Genomic DNA, 18,744 nt, shown 5'->3' on the forward strand with positions numbered 1-18,744 from the left:
CCCGCTCCCCGCCGCGCTCGGGACGATCCCCGGACACCGTCCCGCCCCGAGCCGGCCCCTTCGCCGAGCCCCCCGCCGTCCGCGACGGCTGCCGCGGGGTGCCCCGGCGCCACGCCGTACCTTTCGTCCCCGCCGAGAAGGATCACCGCCATGACGCACCTGCACGACATGTCAGCACCCGCCGCCCCGTCGCCCCGTCCCACGGTGACCCACCCGGCCCCAGCGCCCGGTACCCCGCTGGCGGCGTTGTTCGCCGCGTGGGTGGAGCGCGCGCCGGACGCGCCCGCGGTGACGGACGGGCGGCGCGACTGGTCCTACGCCGAGATCGACGCGTGGTCCGACAACCTGGCCCACGACCTCGCCGGGCGCGGGGTGCGCCCGGAGCGGGTGGTGGCGCTGGTGTTGCCCCGTTGCGTCGAACTCGTCGTCGCGGAGCTGGCGGTGGCGAAGGCGGGGGGCGCGTTCCTGCCGGTCGACCCCGCCTATCCGGCCGAGCGGCGCGCGCTGATGCTGTCCGACGCGCGCCCGGTCGTGGTCATCGACGACCCGGCGCTGGTGCGGCCGGCCGAGAGGGGCGGACGGTCCCGGGGCGGCGCGGGTCCGTCCGCGCCGCCGGACCCCCGGCATCCCGCGTACGTCATCTTCACCTCGGGGTCCACCGGCGCGCCGAAGGGCGTCGTGGTGCCGCACGCCGGTCTCGCCGGGTTCGCGGCGGCGGCTGCCGCGCGGTACGAGGTGCGGCCGGGCGACCGGGTGCTGCAGTTCTCCTCCCCCAGCTTCGACGCCTCCGTACTGGAGCTGTGCTCCTCGCTCCTGGCGGGCGCGACCCTGGTGGTGCCGCCGGGCGGGCCGTGGCTGGGCGAGGAGTTAGCCGCCGTGCTGCGCGAGCACCGCGTGACCCACGCCCTGATACCGCCGGCCGCGCTCGCCACCCTGCCCGCCCCCGTCGGCGCGGAGGGCCTGCCCGACCTGCGGACGCTGATCGTGGGGGCCGAGGCGTGCCCGGCCGAGCTGGTGGACCGCTGGGCCGTCGGCCGCCGGATGATCAACTCCTACGGTCCCACCGAGGCCACCGTCGTGGCCTCCTGGACCGGCCCGTTGGTGCCCGGCGGCGGCGTTCCCTCGATCGGCCAGCCGTTGCCGTACGCCGAGGCGCACGTCCTGGACGCGGCCATGCGGCCGGTGCCGCCCGGCACCGAGGGCGAGTTGTACGTGGGCGGCGCCGGGGTGGCGCGCGGCTACCTGGGGCGCCCCGGTCTGACCGCGGCGCGCTTCGTCGCCGACCCCTACGGGCCGCCTGGCGCGCGCCTGTACCGCACCGGCGACCTGGCCCGCTGGAACGCCGACGGCGAGTTGGAGTTCGCCGGGCGGACGGACCGCCAGGTCAAGCTGCGCGGGTTCCGCGTCGAGCCGGGCGAGATCGAGGCGGTGTTGGCCCGGCACCCCCGGGTCGGCGCCGCGGTGGTCACCGTGCGCGAGGACGAGCCGGGGCTGCGGCGTCTGGTCGGTTACGTCACCCCGGGCGACCCGGGCCGCCCGCCGTCGGCCGCGGAGGTGCGCACGGCGGCGGCCCGCAGCCTGCCCGCGCACATGGTGCCGTCGGCCGTCGTCGTCCTCGACGTCTTCCCGCTGACGGCCCACCACAAGATCGACACCGGGGCGCTGCCCGCGCCCGGCCCGTCCCAGGGCACCGGCACGGACGGCGTCGCGCCCAGGACCGCCACCGAACGGGCCCTGGCGGACATCTGGTCCGAGGTGCTGCGGGTGCGCGGGGTGGGTGTCGCGGACGACTTCTTCGATCTCGGCGGTGACTCGGTGCTCGCCGCCCGCGTCCTGTCCCGGGTACGGGAGACCTTCGGCACCGCGACGACCATGCGGGAGTTGTTCGGGGCCCGGACGATCGCCGCGCTGGCGCCCCGGCTGGACCGGCCGTCCGAGGAGGGGACGCGGGCCCCGGTCACGCCGGCCCGCCGCGACCGGGAACTCCCGCTGTCCGGGGCGCAGCGGCGGCTGTGGTTCCTGAACGACCTGACGGCCGGCGGCTCCGAGTACAACACCGGTGTCGCCGTGCGCCTGACGGGCGAGTTGGACACCGATGCGCTGAGCCGGGCGCTGGACCGGCTCGCCGCCCGGCACGACGCGCTGCGCACCACGTTCGCCCTGGTGGAGGGGCGGGCCGTGCAACGGGTGGACGGGCCGGCGACGCTGCCGTTGCGTACCACCGACCTCGGCGGGCTTCCGGCCGGGCGGCGCGAGGCGGAGGCCGAGCGGCTGCTGGCCGAGGAGTTGAGCCGCCCGTACGACCTGGTGAACGGGCCGCTGACGCGCGCGCTGCTGGTGCGGCTGGACGCGGAGGCGCGGGTGCTGCTGCTCGCCCAGCACCACATCGTCACCGACGGCTGGTCGGTGGGGGTGCTGGTGCGGGAGCTGGCCGCGCTGTACGCGGCAGAGGCGGCCGGCGCCGACGCCGGGCTGCCCGAACCGACCCTCCAGTACCCGGACTTCGCGGTGTGGGAGCGGGAGCACGCCGATGCCGACGAGCACGCCGGCGCCCTCGCGTACTGGCGGGCCCATCTGGCCGGCTCGCAGCCGCTGGACCTGCCGACCGACCGGCCGCGCCCCGCGGTGCGCACCACGGCCGGCGCGGCGCACCGCCACGTGCTGCCCGCGGAGTTGGCGGACCGGCTGACCGGGCTGGCCCGCGCCCGGGGCGCGACCGTGTTCACGGTCTTCGCCGGCGCGGCCTCGGTGCTGTTCTCCCGCTGGAGCGGACAGCGCGACATCGCGATCGGCACCGTCACCAGCGGGCGCACCCGGCGCGAGCTGGAGGAGATGGCGGGCTTCTTCGTCAACACGCTGGTGCTGCGCACGGACGTGGACGGCTCGGCCTCCGTCAACCAGTACCTGGACACGGTCCGCGCGACGCTGCTGGACGCCTTCGGGCACGACGCGGTGCCGTTCGACCGGGTGGTGGAGGAACTGGCGCCGCGACGGGACGCCAGCCGTACCCCGCTGGTGCAGGCCCTGGTGGTGCAGCAGACGGCCCTGGACCACCCGCCGCGGGCCGCGGGGGTGCGGATCGAGGAGTACCCGCTGCCGCGTCCGGCGGCGCGGTTCGACCTGGTGCTGGAGTTCACGCCGCGTGCCGACGGCTCCGTCGAGCTGACGGTGGAGTACAACACCGACCTGTTCGACGCGCGGACCGTGGAGCGGCTCGGCCGCCAACTGCACCTGCTGCTGGACCGCATGGCCGAGGACCCGCGCCGCAGGCTGGCCGAGTTGCCGCTGCTGAGCGAGCGCGAGCGGCGCACGATGCTCGACGACTGGAACACCCCGCACCGCGGCGGCCCGGACGCGACGCTGCCCGCGCTGCTTGAGGCCCAGGTCCGGCGGACCCCGGAGCGGGTCGCCGTCGTGTGTGGCACGGCCCGGCTGACCTACGCGCAGGTCGACGAGCGGGCCAACCGCCTCGCCCGGCTGCTGGTCGAGCGGGGCGTGGGGCCGGAGACGCTGGTGGGCCTGGCCCTGCCGCGCTCGGCCGATCTGGTGCCCGCGTTGTGGGCGGTGTTGAAGGCCGGCGCGGGCTATCTGCCGGTGGACCCGGGCTACCCGGGTGAGCGCATCCGCTACATGCTCGCCGACGCCCGGCCGGCCCTGGTGGTGGCCGTCCGGGAGACCGCGGGCCGCCTGCCGGAGGGCACGGAGTGCCTGGTTCTCGACGAGCCGGCGGTCGAGGCGGAGCTGGCCGGGCGGTCCCCGTCGGGCCTCACCGACGCCGAGCGCGTACGCCCGCTGGACTCGCTGCACCCCGCGTACGCCATCTACACCTCCGGCTCGACCGGGCGCCCGAAGGGCGTGCTGGTGGCCCACCGCGGTGTGGTGGACCTCGCGGCCTGGGCCAGGGACCGGTTCGGTGTCCAGGGGTTGACCGACGTGGTGGCCTCCACCTCGCTCAACTTCGACGTGTCCGTCTTCGAACTGCTCTGCCCGCTGCTGTGCGGCGGGAGCGTCGTGCTGGTGGCCGACCTCACCGCGCTCGCGGAGGGCGCGGTGCCGGAGCGCGCCGGGCTGCTCAGCGGCGTGCCGTCGGCGCTCGCGCGGGCGTTGGACCGAGGCGCGGGGGTCGACGCCGGCACGGTGGTGCTCGCGGGCGAGGCGCTGCCGGCCCGGACGGTGCGGCAGATCCGGCAGGCCATGCCGGGGGCCCGGATAGCCAACATCTACGGGCCGACGGAGGCGACGGTGTACGCCACCGCGTGGTTCGCCGGCGACGAGCCGCCCCGGCAGGCCCCTCCGATCGGCCGGCCCGTCGCCCGGACGCGGGTGTACGTCCTGGACGGCGGCATGCGACCGCAACCGGTCGGCGTGGCGGGCGAGTTGTACATCGGCGGGGGCGGCGTCGCGCGCGGCTACCTGAACCGACCCGGGCTGACCGCGGCCCGGTTCGTCCCGGACCCGTTCGCCGCTCCCGGCGACCGCATGTACCGCACCGGGGACCTGGCGCGGTGGACGGCCGACGGCGAGCTGGAGTACCTGGGCCGGACCGACCGGCAGGTGAAGGTGCGAGGCTTCCGCGTCGAGCTGGGCGAGGTCGAGGAGGCGCTACGGGGCTGCGTCGGAGTGGCCCGGGCAGCCGCCACCACCCAGGAGGGCGACGGCCACAAGCGGCTGGTCGGCTACGTGGTGCCCGAGCCGGGTGCGGAGCTGGTGCCCGGCGCCGTCCTGCGCGAGCTGGAGCGCGCCATGCCGCACTACATGGTGCCGCAGGCCGTGGTCGTCCTGCCGGAGCTGCCGCTGAACCCCAACGGCAAGCTCGACCGCGACCGGCTGCCCGCGCCGGACTGGACGTCGGCGGCCGGGGCGGACTACGAGGCTCCGCGCACCGCCACCGAGAAGGCGCTGGCCGCCGTGTGGGCGAACGTCCTGCGCGTGGAGCGGGTGGGACTGAACGACAACTTCTTCCTGCTGGGCGGCGACTCGATCCTCAGCATCCACGTGGTGGCCCAGGCCCGGCAGGCCGGGCTGACCGTCACCTCGCGCGACATCTACCAGCACCAGACAGTGGGCGCCCTGGCGCGCCGCGCGGACGCGGCGGAGCCGCCCGCGGCCCGCGCGCAGTCGGTGGCCGACGCCGTCGGCGAGGCGCCGCTGACGCCCATCCAGCACTGGCTGTTCGAGGCGGGCGAGGCGTGGGCTGGCCGGTTCGCGCAGACGCTCTCCATGGAGCTGGGTGACCCGGTGGACGCCGACGCGCTCCAGGCCGCCCTGGGCGACGTGTGCGCCCACCACGACGCGCTGCGCTCCCGGTTCACCCGGGGCGACGACGGCGCCTGGCACCAGCACATCGGCCGGGACGCGCCCCCGGTCGTGCTGGGGCGGCACGCCGGGCCCGACGACGACGCGCCCCACCTGGGCCCGTTCGACCTCGCCCGGGGGCCGTTGCTGCGGGCCGTGCTGCACGACCGGGGCCGGAACCGGCCGGCCGTGCTGCACCTGAGCGTGCACCACCTGGTGGTCGACGGGGTCTCCTGGAGCGTGCTGCTCGAGGACCTGGACCGGGCCTACCGCGCGCGACGCGCCGGCGCCCGCCCCGCGCTGCCGGCGAAGTCCTCCTCGGTACGGCACTGGGCGCTGCGGCTGACCGGCCACGCCACGGCCGGGGGCTTCGACGAGGAGCGGGCGTACTGGGCGGCGTCGGCGGCCGGTGGCGATCCGGCGCTGCCCACCGACCTGGCCGGGGCCGACACCTACGCGTCGGCCCGCTCGGTGACCGTGCGACTGGGCGCGCGGGAGACCGCCACGCTGCTGCACACCCTGCCCGCCGCGTACCGCACCCAGGTCAACGACGTGCTGCTGAGCGCGCTGGCCCGGGTGCTGGGCGAGTGGACCGGGCGCGACCGGGTGCCGGTGGACCTGGAGGGCCACGGGCGGGAGGAGCTGTTCGCCGACGCGGATCTCAGCCGCACGGTGGGCTGGTTCACCACCCGCTACCCGGTGGCGCTGAGCGCGCCGGCGGACGCGGACTGGGGCACCGTCGTGAAGTCGGTGAAGGAGCAGTTGCGCGCCGTGCCCGGGCGCGGTGTCGGCCACGGCGTGCACCGCTACCTGACCCGGGCGCCGGAGCTGCCCAGCGGTCCCGCCGCCGGCATCAGCTTCAACTACCTGGGCCGGTTGGCGCTGCCCAGCGGCGAGGACGGCCTGTTCCGCGGCCCGTACCGGGAGCTGGCGCTGGACGCCGACCCGGCGGCGCCGCGACCGCACGCCCTGGAGGTCGTCGGCCGGCTGGACGGGGACGCGCTGGAGTTCACCTGGTTCTACTCGGCCGAGCTGCACCGCGAGGACACCGTGGCGCGGCTGGCCGACGCCTACGCCGAGGCGCTGCGCGGCATCGCCGAGCACGGCGAGCGGCCCGGCGCCGGGGGCCGCACCCCGTCCGACTTCCCGCTGGCGGGGCTGGACCAGCCGGCGGTGGACCGGGCCGTCGGTGACGGCGCGGGCGTGGAGGACATCCACCCGCTCACCCCCACCCAGGCCGGGATGCTCTTCCACCGGCTGTCGCAGGACGCGGGGGGCGCCTACTTCCAGCAGTTGACCTTCGTGCTGGACGGGGTGCCCGACCCGGACGTGCTGGCCGCCGCCTGGCAGCGGGTCGCGGACCGCACCCCGGTGCTGCGCTCGCGCGTGGTGTGGGAGGACGTGCCGGAGCCGCTGCTGGTGGTCGAGCGCCGGGCCGCGGTGCCGGTCGCCCGGCTCGACTGGAGCGAGCTGTCGGAGGCCGAACGCACCAAGCGGTTGCGGGCGTTGCTCGACGAGGACCGGCGGCGCGGGGTCGACCCGCGGACCGCGCCGCTGCTGCGGCTGACGCTCGTGCGGCTGTCGGGGACCGAGGTGCGGGTGGTGTGGTCCTTCCACCACCTGATCCTGGACGGCTGGAGCCTGTTCCAGGTGCTTTCCGACGTCTTCGCCTGCCACGCCGCGCTGCGCGACGGCGCCGAGCCGGCCGCCGCGGTGCCCGAGCGCCGGCCCTTCCGGGACTACGTCGCTTGGCTGCGGCAACGCGACGCGGCGGAGGCCGAGCGGCACTGGCGGGAGCGGTTGGCGGGGCTGACCGAGCCCACGGCGCTGCCGTACGACCGCGAGCCGAGAGAGGCGCACCGGGCCGAGTCCGGCGCGGCCGTGCGGGTGGCGCTGACCGACGGGGCCACCCGCCGGCTGGAGCGCCTGGCCAGGGACGCCGGGGTGACGGCGAGCACCGTGGTGCAGGCCGCCTGGGCGCTGCTGCTGGCCCGCCTCACGGGCCGCGACGAGGTCGTCTTCGGCACCACGGTCTCCGGGCGACCGCCGGAGCTGCCCGGTGTGGAGGCGATGAACGGCCTGTTCATCACGACGCTGCCGACCCGGTTGGCGGTCCCCCGCGAGGGCACCCTGACGGACTGGCTGCGCCGGGTGCAGGAGGCGCAGAGCGAGGACCGGCGGTTCGACTTCCTCCCGCTGCCCCGGCTGCGCGCGCTGACCGGGCTCCCGGAGCGGGCCGCGCTGTTCGACAGCATCGTCGTGTTCGAGAACTACCCGGTGGACGACGCCCTGGCCGCCGCGCACGGGCTGCGGCTGAGCGGCCTTGAGGGCATCGAGACCACCAACTACCCGCTGAGTCTGGTGGCCTATCCCGGCGCCCGGCTCGCCCTGCGCGTGGGCTATGACGCGCGGTTGTTCGACGCCGGTACCGCCGAGCGGATCGGCGAGTACCTGACCGTGCTGTTGGACGGCATGGCCGAGGGCGCGGGGCGCCCGCCGGCCCGGCTGTCGCCGCTCGGCGCGGGGCGCCGCCGTCAGGTCGTCGAGGAGTGGAACGACACCCGCGCCCCCGTGCCCGAGACCACGGTCACCGACCTGTTCGCGGCGCGGGCTCGGCGCACCCCGGACGCCGCCGCCCTCGACACCGGCGACGCGGTGGTGACCCACCGCGAACTCGCCGAGCGCGCCGACGCGCTGGCGCGCCACCTGGTCACGCTCGGGGTGGGCCCGGAGCGGGCGGTCGGGGTGCTGATGGAGCGCTCCGCCGACGCGGTGGCCGCCCAGTTGGCGGTCGCCGGGGCGGGCGGCGCGTACGTGCCGCTGGACGGCCGGGCGCCGCGCGAGCGGCTGCGGCGGATGCTGGACGACGCCGCCGTGGCGCTGGTGCTCACCGACGCCGTCTGGCGGGAGACCGCCGAGGCGGTGGCCCCGGACGGGCGGGTGCTCGCGGTGGACGGCGAGGCGCCGCCGGGTGGGCCCGACGCGGCCCCGCTGCCCGTGGCGCACCCGGACAACGTGTTCTGCCTGATGTTCACCTCGGGCTCCACGGGCCGCCCCAAGGGGGTCGCGGTCCGCCACCGGGACGTGGTGGCCCTCGCGTCGGACCGGGCCTTCGCCGGGCACGACCGGGTGCTGGTGCACTCCCCGCAGGCGTTCGACGCGGCCACGTACGAGCTGTGGGTGCCGCTGCTGCGCGGCGGCTGCGCCGTGCTGGCGCCCCCCGGTGAGGTGGAGGCCGCGACGGTGCGCCGGGCGATATCCGAGCGGGGCGTGGGCTGCCTGTGGCTGACGGCGGGTCTCTTCCGGCTGCTGGCGCAGGAGGAGCCGGACTGCCTGCGGGGCGCGCGGGAGGTGTGGACCGGGGGCGACGTGGTGCCCTCCGGCGCGGTGCGCGCGGTGCTCGACGCGTGCCCCGGCATCACCGTGGTCGACGGCTACGGCCCGACCGAGACCACCACGTTCGCCACCCGGCGGATCTTCCGCGGCGGCGACCGACTGCCCGCCGCACTGCCCATCGGCCGGCCGTTGGACAACACGCGCGTGTACGTCCTGGACGAGGCCCTTGAGCCGCTGCCGCCCGGCGTCCCCGGCGAGTTGTACATCGCCGGCGCGGGGCTGGCTCGCGGCTACGCCGGCCGGGCCGGGGCGACGGCGCTGCGGTACGTGGCGGACCCGTTCGGGCCGCCCGGCAGCCGCATGTACCGCACCGGCGACCTGGTGCGCTGGAGCGGCGAGGGCGAACTGCTCTTCGCGGGCCGCGCCGACGACCAGATCAAGGTCCGGGGGTTCCGGGTCGAACCCGCCGAGATCGAGGCGGTGCTGGCCCGGCACCCGGCGGTCGCCGAGGCGGTGGTCGTGGCGCGCGCCGAGACCGGACCGGCCCGGCTGGTGGGCTACCTGGTCGCCGCGCCGGGGGCCACGCCGCCGGACGCGACCGCGCTGCGCGCGCACCTGGCCGCCGAACTGCCCGACTACATGGTGCCCTCGGCCTTCGTGGCGCTGGACGCGCTGCCCCTGACCGACAACGGCAAGGTGGACCGGCGGCGCCTGCCCGCGCCCGAGCCGGCGGCCGGCGCCGAGGGGACGTACCGCGCGCCGCGCACCGACGCGGAGCGGGTGCTGGCGGAGATCTGGGGCGCGCTGCTGGGCGTGGAACGGGTGGGCGTGGAGGACAACTTCTTCCACCTGGGCGGGGATTCGATCCTCAGCATCCAGGTCGTCTCCCGGGCCAGGCGGGCGGGGCTGTCCCTGACGCCCCGGGAGGTCTTCCGGCACCCCACGATCGCCGCCCTCGCCGCGGCCTCGGCCGAGGCCGCGCCGATCGCCGGCGCCGAACCGGTGAGCGGCGAGGTGCCGCTCACCCCGATCCAGCACTGGTTCCTCGATTCCGAGCCGCGCCACCCGGGCCACTTCGACCAGCGGATCACCGTCGACCTCGCCGACGACGTCGAACCGGAGGCCCTGCGCCGGGCGTTGGGCGTGCTGTGGGACCACCACGACGCCCTGCGCTCCCGCTTCGAGCGGCGCGCGGACGGCACGTGGCGCCAGCACTGCCCGGCCCCCGGCGCGGCCGGCGCCGACCTGCTGCGGGAGCACGACGTGAGCGGGCTGTCCGACGCGGAGTACGCGGCGGCGGTGGCGGCGGCCACGGGTGGGGCGCGCGCCGTCTTCCCGCTGGCGAAGGGGCCGTTGCTCGCGGCCGACCTGTTCACCGGCTCGGACGGCAGGCCGCCGCGGCTGGTGCTGGCCGTGCACCACCTGGTCGTGGACGGCGTCTCGTGGCGGGTGCTCCTGGAGGACCTGGTGAGCGCCTACGAGCGGGAGCGCGCCGGCGGCGGGGATCCGCTCGCCCGCACCACCTCCGTACGGGAGTGGGCGCGGCTGCTGCGGGCCCACACCGCGGCCGGGGGGTTCGACGCCGAACTCGCCCACTGGGGCGAGGTGGCCCGGCACTGCGCGGCCCCGCTGCCCGTCGACGCGGCGGGCGGCAACACCATCGCCGACCTGGGCCAGGTGACGGTGCGCCTGGACCGGGAACTGACCGGCGACCTGCTGTACAAGGTGCCCGGCGTCTACCGCACGCGGATCGACGACGTGCTGCTCACCGCGCTCGGCCGGGTGTTGGCCGAGTGGACGGGGCGGCGCACCGTCGCGGTGGCCCTGGAGGGGCACGGCCGTGCGGACCACCTCTTCGACGGCGTGGACCTCTCCCGTACGGTCGGCTGGTTCACCAGCCTGTACCCCGTCGCCCTCGACGTGCCCGGCGGGGACTGGGGCGCGGCGCTGAAGGCGGTCAAGGAGGGGCTGCGGGCGGTGCCCGGCCACGGGCTCGGGTACGGCGCGCTGCGCCACCTGGCGGGGGCCGCGGGGCCGACCGCCGCTCCCCCGCCGCGGATCAGCTTCAACTACCTGGGGCGGTTCGACTGGCCGAGCGGCGACGGCCTGGTGCGGGCGGTGCGCGGCGGCCTCGACGGCTCGGAGTCACCGGAGTCGGAGCGCCCGCACCTGCTGGACGTCGTCGCCCGGGTGGAGGACGGCAGGCTGGAGCTGACCTGGTACCACAGCAGGGCGGTGCACCGAGAGGAGACGGTGCGGGCGCTGACCGACGGCATGGCGCGGGCGCTGGCGGAGATCGCCGCGCACTGCGCCCGGCCGGAGGCCGGCGGTCGTACGCCGTCCGACTTCCCGCTGGCCCGGCTGGACCAGCGGGCCGTCGACCGGGTCGTGGGCGACGGGCGCGCGGTACGGGACGTCCTGCCGCTGACGCCGATGCAGGCGGGCATGCTCTTCCACACCCTGATGGACCCCGGCTCGGACACCTACTTCAACCAGGTGCACCTCGTGCTGCGCGGGGTCACCGACCCCGGCGCGCTGGCCACGGCCTGGCAGCGGACGGCCGACGCCAACCCGATGCTGCGCACCCGCCTGGTGTGGGAGGAGACCGCCGAGCCACTGCAGGTCGTGCACGAGCGGGCGACCGTGCCCATCACCGTCCTCGACTGGTCGGGGCGTGAGGGCGCGGACGGCGAGGACGGCGAGCGGGCGTTGGAGGAACTGCTCGCCGCCGACCGGAAGAAGGGCCTGGACCTGGCCGTCGCCCCGCTGATGCGGCTGACCCTGGTCCGGTTGTCGGCCGACCGGGTGCGGCTGGTGTGGACCTTCCACCACATCCTGCTCGACGGCTGGAGCGCGGCCCAGGTCTTCGACGAGGTCTGCGAGCGGTACGCGGCGCTCACCTCGGGCCGCGCGCCCGAGGTGCCGTCCCGGGCGCCGTTCGGCGACTACCTGGGCTGGCTGGCCGGGCGGGACACCTCGGAGGCGGAGCGGCACTGGCGCACGGTGCTGTCCGGCTTCACCGCGCCGACGGAGCTGCCGCGCGACCGGCGACCGGCCGAGGCCCACCGCGCCTCCTCGTCGGGTTCGGTGCGCGTCCGGCTGAGCGCGGCGGACTCGGCGGCGCTGCGGGCGATGGCACGGCGGTACGGCCTGACCGTGAACACCGTGCTGCAGGGCGCCTGGGCGCTGCTCCTCGCGCGCTTCGGCGACAGCTCTGACGTGGTGTTCGGCACCACCGTCTCCGGGCGCCCGGCGGACCTGCCGGGCGTGGAGACCATGGTCGGCCTGTTCATCAACACGCTGCCCACCCGGGTCCGCGTGGCGGGTGACCGGACGCTGCCGGAGTGGCTGCGCGATGTGCAGGAGGCCCAGTCGGAGGCGCGGCGGCACGACTTCGTGTCGCTGGCGCAGATCCAGTCCTGGAGCGACGTGCCGGGCGGCACGCACCTGTTCGAGAGCCTGGTGGTGTTCGAGAACTACCCCTTCGACGGCGGCGCCCTGGCCCGGCACGGGCTGAGCCTGGAGGCGGAGCGGGACCTGGAGCCCACCAACTACCCGCTCAGCATGATCGTCGCCCCGGGCGAGCGGCTGACCATGGCCCTGGACTACGACCCGGCGGCCTTCGACGCCGCGACCGTGGAGCGGTTGGGCGGCTGCCTGCGGGTGCTGCTGACGGCCATGGCGGCCGGGCCGGAGCGCCGGCTGCGGGAGTTGCCGCTGCTGGACGACCGCGAACGGCGGCGCGTCGTCGAGGAGTGGGGAGGCGCGGTCGTCCCGGTGCCCGGGCGCGTGCTGCCCGAGGTGTTCGAGGAGCAGGCCGCCCGTACCCCGCACGCCCCGGCCGTCACGGCGTCCGACGGGCGGCTGAGCTACCGGGAGCTGAACGAGCGCGCCAACCGGCTGGCCCGGGTACTGATCGCGGGGGGCGCGGGCCCCGAGCGCTTCGTGGCCCTGGCCCTGCCGCGCACGACCGACCTGGCCGTGGCGCTGCTCGCGGTGGCCAAGAGCGGCGCCGGCTACCTGCCGGTCGACCCCTCCTACCCGGCCGAGCGTGTCGCGTTCCTCTTCGATGACGTGCGCCCCACGCTCGTGCTGACCACGCCCGCGGCGGGTGAGCGGCTGCCCGAGGGGGGCGCCCGGCGGATCGAGTTCGGGCCGGCCCTGGACGAGCGCCTGGCGGCGCTGCCCGCCGGCGACGTCACCGACGCGGAGCGGGACGGCCCGCTGTTGCCCGCCCACCCGGCGTACGTCATCCACACCTCGGGCTCGACGGGCGTGCCCAAGGGCGTGGTGGCCACCCACGGTGCGGTGGTGGCGCTGGCCGACTGGGCGCGCGCCACCTTCGGCGCCGCCGGACTGTCCCACGTCGTGGCCGCCACCTCGCTCAACTTCGACGTGTCCGTCTTCGAGATCTACGGCCCGCTGCTGTGCGGTGGCGGCATCGAGCTGGTGGACGACCTGCTGGCGCTGGCCGAGGGCGGCACCACGTGGACGGCGAGCCTGCTCAGCGCGGTGCCCTCGGCGCTGGGCCAGTTGCTGGCCCAGAAGGCGGTGCGGGTCTCGGCGGACACGGTGGTGCTGGCCGGTGAGGGGCTCGCGGCACGCACCGTGGCCGAGGTCCGTGCGGCCATCCCCGGCTGCCGGGTCGCCAACATCTACGGCCCGACCGAGGCCACCGTCTACGCGACCGCGTACGACTGCGACCCGGCCGACCCGGACCGCACCCCGCCGATCGGCCGGCCGGTGACCGGCGCCCGGGCCCATGTGCTGGACCCGTGGCTGCGGCCGGTGCCCGTGGGGGCGCCGGGCGAGCTGTACCTGGCGGGGACCGGCGTGGCCCGCGGCTACCTGCGGCGGCCCGGCCTGACCGCGCGCCGCTTCCTGCCCGACCCGTTCGGCCCGGCGGGCGGGCGGATGTACCGCACCGGCGACCTGGTGCGCTGGGGCGCCGACGGCCAACTGGAGTACCTGGGGCGCTCGGACGACCAGGTCAAGGTGCGGGGCTTCCGCGTCGAACTGGGCGAGGTGGAGGCCGCGCTGGCCCGGCACCCGGAGGTGGCCGAGGCCGCCGCGCGGGTGCTGGACGGCGGCGGACACAAGCGCCTGGTGGGGTACGTGGTGGGCCGCGACGGCGCGCCCGTCGACCCCGCCACGCTGCGCGCCTTCCTCGCGCGGGGGCTGCCCGACCACCTGGTGCCCGCCGCGATCGTGCCGCTGGAGCGGCTGCCGCTGGGCGCGACGGGCAAGCTCGACCGGCGCGCCCTGCCGGCGCCCGACTGGTCGGCGCCCGCGTCGGCGGACGGCCACGTGGCGCCGCGTACGGCCGCCGAGCGGGAGTTGGCCCGCATCTGGGCCGAGGTGCTGGGCGTGCGGCGGGTGGGCGTGCACGACAACTACTTCGCGCTGGGCGGGGACTCCATCCTCAGCATCCAGGTCGTCTCGGCGGCCCGGCGAGCCGGGATCGCGCTCACCCCGCGCCATCTGTTCTCGCACCAGACGGTGGCCACCCTCGCGGCGGCGGCCGACGCGGTGACGGCCGGGCCCGCGGGCGCCGAACAGGGCCCCGTGGTGGGCGAGGTGGCGCTGACGCCCATCCAGCACTGGCTGTTCGACGACGCCCCCGGCGACCCGGGCCGTTTCGCCCAGTCGCTGGCCTTCCGGTTGGCCGAGGACACCGACGTGGAGGCGCTGCGCGCCGCGCTGGCCGCCGTGCTGGAACACCACGACGCGCTGCGCATGCGGTACGAGGACACCGGCGAAGGGCCGCCGCGCCAGTACGGCACCGCGCCCGGCGCGGCCGTCGACCTGCGGATCCGCGAGCTGCCGGGCGGGGCCCCGGAGGAGGTCGCGGCCGGGGTGCGCGCGCGCGCCGACGAGGCGTGCGCGGACTTCGACCTGGCGCGCGGGCCGCTGCTGCGGGCCGTGCTGTGCCGGCCGGGCGACCAGTCGCCGCCGATCCTGCTGCTGGCCGCCCACCACCTGGTGGTGGACGCGGTCTCGTGGCGGATCATCGCGGAGGACCTGGACAGCGCCTACCGCCGGCTGCGCGCCGGGCGGGAGGCCGACCTCGGGCCGAAGACGACCTCCTTCCGCGCCTGGGCCCGGAAGCTGGCCGACCACGCCGCCGCCGGCGGCTTCGACGACGAACTCCCCTACTGGGCCACCGCCGGCGCCCCCGCCGACCTGCCCACCGACCGCGCCGGCCGGAACTCCGCGGACTCCGAGGAGACGGTGACCGTGCGGCTGGAGACGGAGGAGACCCGCCGGCTGCTCCAGGACGTGCCGGAGGTCTACCGCACCCGGGTCGCGGACGTGCTGCTGTGCGCCCTGGGCCGGGTGCTGGCCCGCTGGACCGGGCGGGCCCGGTTGCCGATCGCCCTGGAGGGCCACGGCCGGGAGGAGTTGTTCGACGACGTCGACCTCTCGCGCACCGTCGGCTGGTTCACCACCATGTTCCCCGTCGCCCTCGACCTGCCGCCGGACGCGGACCTGGGCACGGCGCTGAAGTCCGCCAAGGAGGGCCTGCGGTCGGTGCCCCGCAACGGCCTGGGGTACGGCGCGCTGCGCCATCTGCGGCGGGCTCCGGGCGCGTTCCCCGAGCAGCCGCGGATCTCCTTCAACTACCTCGGCCGGCGGGACTGGAGCGCCCGCGCGGACGGCGGCCTGCTGCACGCCCCGTACGGCGCGCTGGGCGGCGACATGGACCGGGGCGCCGACCGGCCGCACCTGATCGACGTCGTGGGGGCCGTGGCCGACAAGCAACTGGAGTTCACCTGGTCGTACTCGGCCAACCTGCACGAGCACGAGACCGTGCGGCGGCTGGCCGAGGAGACGGCGGCCGAGCTGCGGGAGATCGTGCGGCACTGCGCGCGACCGGACGCCGGGGGCCGCACGCCGTCGGACTTCCCGCTGGCGCCGCTCGACCAGGCGACGGTGGACCGCCTGGTGGGCACCGGGCGGGACGTCGTCGACCTGTATCCGCTCACCCCCACCCAGGCGGGCCTGGTCTTCCACGGGCTCGACCAGCCCGGCGAGGGGCTGTACGTGGAGCAGGCCACCTTCGTGCTGGACGGCGTGCCGGACAGCGCCGTACTGGCCGCGGCCTGGCAGCACGTCGTGGACCACACCCCGGTGCTGCGCAGCGCGGTCGCGCTGCGCGACGTGCCCACCCCGTTGCAGGTGGTGCACCGTCACGCCGAACTGCCGGTCACCGAGCTGGACTGGAGCGGCCTCGACGAGGCCGGGCGCGCGACGGCGCTTGAGCGGCTGCTGGCCGAGGACCGGGAACGCGGGCTCGCCCTGGACCGGCCGCCACTGCTGCGGCTGGCGCTCGCCCGGCTCTCGCCCACCGAGGTCCGCGTGGTGTGGACCTTCCACCACGTCCTGCTGGACGGGTGGAGCGTCTTCCACGTGCTGTCGGACGTGTTCGCCTGCCACGCGGCCCTGGCCCGCGGCGCCGACCCACGGCCGCCGGAGCGGCGCCCGTTCGCCGACTACGTCGCCTGGCTGGCCACCCGTGACGGCGACCGGGCCGAGGAGCACTGGCGTCGCGCCCTGGCGGGGCTGGCCGCGCCGACCCCGCTGCCCTACGACCGCCGCCCGGCGCGGGGAGCGGCGACCAGGTCGGGCACCTGGCTGTCACAGCGGCTGGGCGAGCGGGAGAGCGCCGCGCTGCGGGACTTCGCGCGGGCCCACCACCTGACGCTGAACACCGTCGTGCAGGGCGTGTGGGCCCTGCTGCTGTCGCGCTGGAGCGGCGAGCGTGACGTGTGCTTCGGCACGACCGTCTCCGGACGGCCGTCCGACCTGCCCGGCGCGGAGGAGATCACCGGGCTGTTCATCAACACCCTGCCGGTGCGCTGCGTGGTCGACGGCGCCGCGTCCCCGGCCGGTTGGCTGGGCGCGTTGCAGACCGCGCAGGCCGACGCCCGGGGCCACGACCACCTGCCGCTGTCCGACCTGCGCGCCCTGAGCGACCTGCCCCCGGGGGTGTCGCTGTTCGAGAGCCTGGTGGTGTTCGAGAACTACCCGATCAACGACGGCGCCGCCACCGCACACGGGTTGCGGGTGCGGGACCTGCACGCTTTGGAGGCCACCAACTACCCGCTGACCGCGGTGGTCTCGCCCGGCGACCGACTCAGCGTCGAACTCGGCTACGACCCGCGGTACTTCGAGGCGTCCACGGCGCGGTCGCTGGCCGCCCAGTTCGCCCACGCCCTGGGCTCCCTGGCCACCGCCGGCGAGGGCACCACCGTCGACGCCGTCGCCACCCTGCCGCCGGCGGAGGCCGCGCGGCTGACCGGGCCGGTCGCGGCGCCGGCGGACGGCCGCCCGGTGCCCGCGGTGGGCCTGGCGGCGCTGGTGGAGGCCGCCGTCGACCGGTGGCCGGACGCCACCGCGCTGACCGCGCCCGGACTGCGGCTGACCTTCGCGGAGTTGGAGGCGCGGGCCAACCGGCTCGCGCACCGGCTCATCGCGCGCGGCGCGGGCCCCGGCGACCTGGTGGCGCTGGCGCTGCCGCGCGGGGTCGACATGGTCACCGCCCAACTCGCGACCGCCAAGGCGGGCGCCGCGTACCTGCCGGTCGACCCGGACTATCCGGCCGAGCGGATCGCGCTGATGCTGCACGACGCCGCCCCGGTGGTCACGCTGGCGGAGGACGAGGCGCGCGAACTGCTCGCCGAGGGCGGCGGCGAGGCGCCCGGGCACCGGCCCACCGACGCCGACCGGCTCCGCCCGACGCACCTGGACGACCCGGCGTACGTGCTCTACACCTCGGGCTCCACCGGCACCCCCAAGGGCGTGGTCGTCACCCACCGCGGGCTGGCGGAGTTCGCCGCGGCGGAGGCCGACCACTACCAGGTGCGGCCGGGCGACCGGGTGTTGGCCTTCGCCCGGCCCAGCTTCGACGCCTCGGTGCTGGAGCTGTGCATGGCGCTGCCCGCCGGGGCGGCCCTGGTGCTGCCGCCGCCGGGCCCGCTGCTCGGCGCGGAGCTGGCCGACGTGCTGCGTTCCGAGCGCGTCACCCACACCCTGCTGCCGCCCGCGGCGCTCGCCACCGTGCCGGCGGAGGCCGCGGGCACGCTCAGCGACCTGCGAACGCTCATCGTCGGCGCGGACGCCTGCGGCCCCGACCTCGTCGCCCGCTGGGCGCCCCACCACCGGATGATCAACTCGTACGGGCCGACCGAGGCCACGGTCGTGGCGACCTGGTCAGGCCCGCTCACGCCCACCAGCGCCGCGCCGCCCATCGGCCGGCCACGGCCGGGCAGCGGTGGGTACGTGCTCGACGCCCGGCTGCGCCCGGTCGCCGACAACGTGCCCGGCGAGCTGTGGGTCCACGGGCCGTCGCTGGCCCGGGGCTACCTGGGCAGGCCGGGCCTGACCGCCTCCCGGTTCACCGCCGACCCGTTCGGCCCGCCCGGCTCGCGGATGTACCGCACCGGCGACCTGGTGCGCCGGGACGCCTCGGGCGAGCTGCACTACCTGGGCCGCGCCGACCACCAGATCGCGCTGCGCGGCCACCGGATCGAGGCCGGCGAGGTGGAGGCCGCCCTGGCCGCCCACCCGTCGGTGCGGCAGGCCGTGGTGACCGTGCGGCAGGACGAGCCCGGCGAGCCGGTGCTGGTGGCGCACCTGCTCGCCGCGCCCGGGGCGCAGGTGCCGCCCGACGCGGAGCTGCGCGCGTTCGCCGCGCGCACGCTGCCCGGGCACATGGTGCCGACCGCCTTCGCCGTCCTGGAGCGCTTCCCGCTCACCGAGAACGGCAAGGTCGACCGCGCCGCCCTGCCCGCGCCCGGGGCGCGGTCGGCACCGGCCGCCGCGCGGGTGGCGCCCCGCACACCCACCGAGGAGGTCGTCGCCAGCGTGTGGGCCGAGGTGCTGGACGCCTCCGTGGGCGCCACGGACGACTTCTTCGCCCTGGGCGGCGACTCGATGCGGGCGCTGGCCATCGCCGCGCGCGCCGGCGAGGCGTTCGCCCTGTCCCTCACCCCACGGGACGTGCTCACCACCCGCACGGTCGCCGCCTTGGCCGAGCTGGTGGAGGAGCGGGTGCTGCGGGAACTGGAAGACGCCGCGAGCGGCGACAGCGACCACGACGAACGATGAGGG

At 76.7% G+C, this 18,744-nt stretch carries 1 protein-coding gene; it reads left to right on the plus strand.

Going from position 1 to position 18,744, the window contains the following annotated elements:
- Nucleotides 1-150 precede the first annotated feature (150 nt).
- On the plus strand, nucleotides 151-18,741 hold the full coding sequence (locus tag AC3CHW_RS01745; protein ID WP_488469298.1) for a non-ribosomal peptide synthetase: 18,591 nt from the start codon (nucleotides 151-153) through the stop codon (nucleotides 18,739-18,741).
- The last annotated feature ends 3 nt before the right edge of the window (nucleotides 18,742-18,744 follow it).

This window comes from Streptomyces sp. MGP-BFMKR1, assembly GCF_057766585.1.

Bases quoted from the DNA above. Each gene is read 5' to 3' on its own strand.
- AC3CHW_RS01745 (WP_488469298.1), top strand. From the start codon at position 151: ATGACGCACCTGCACGACATGTCAGCACCCGCCGCCCCGTCGCCCCGT.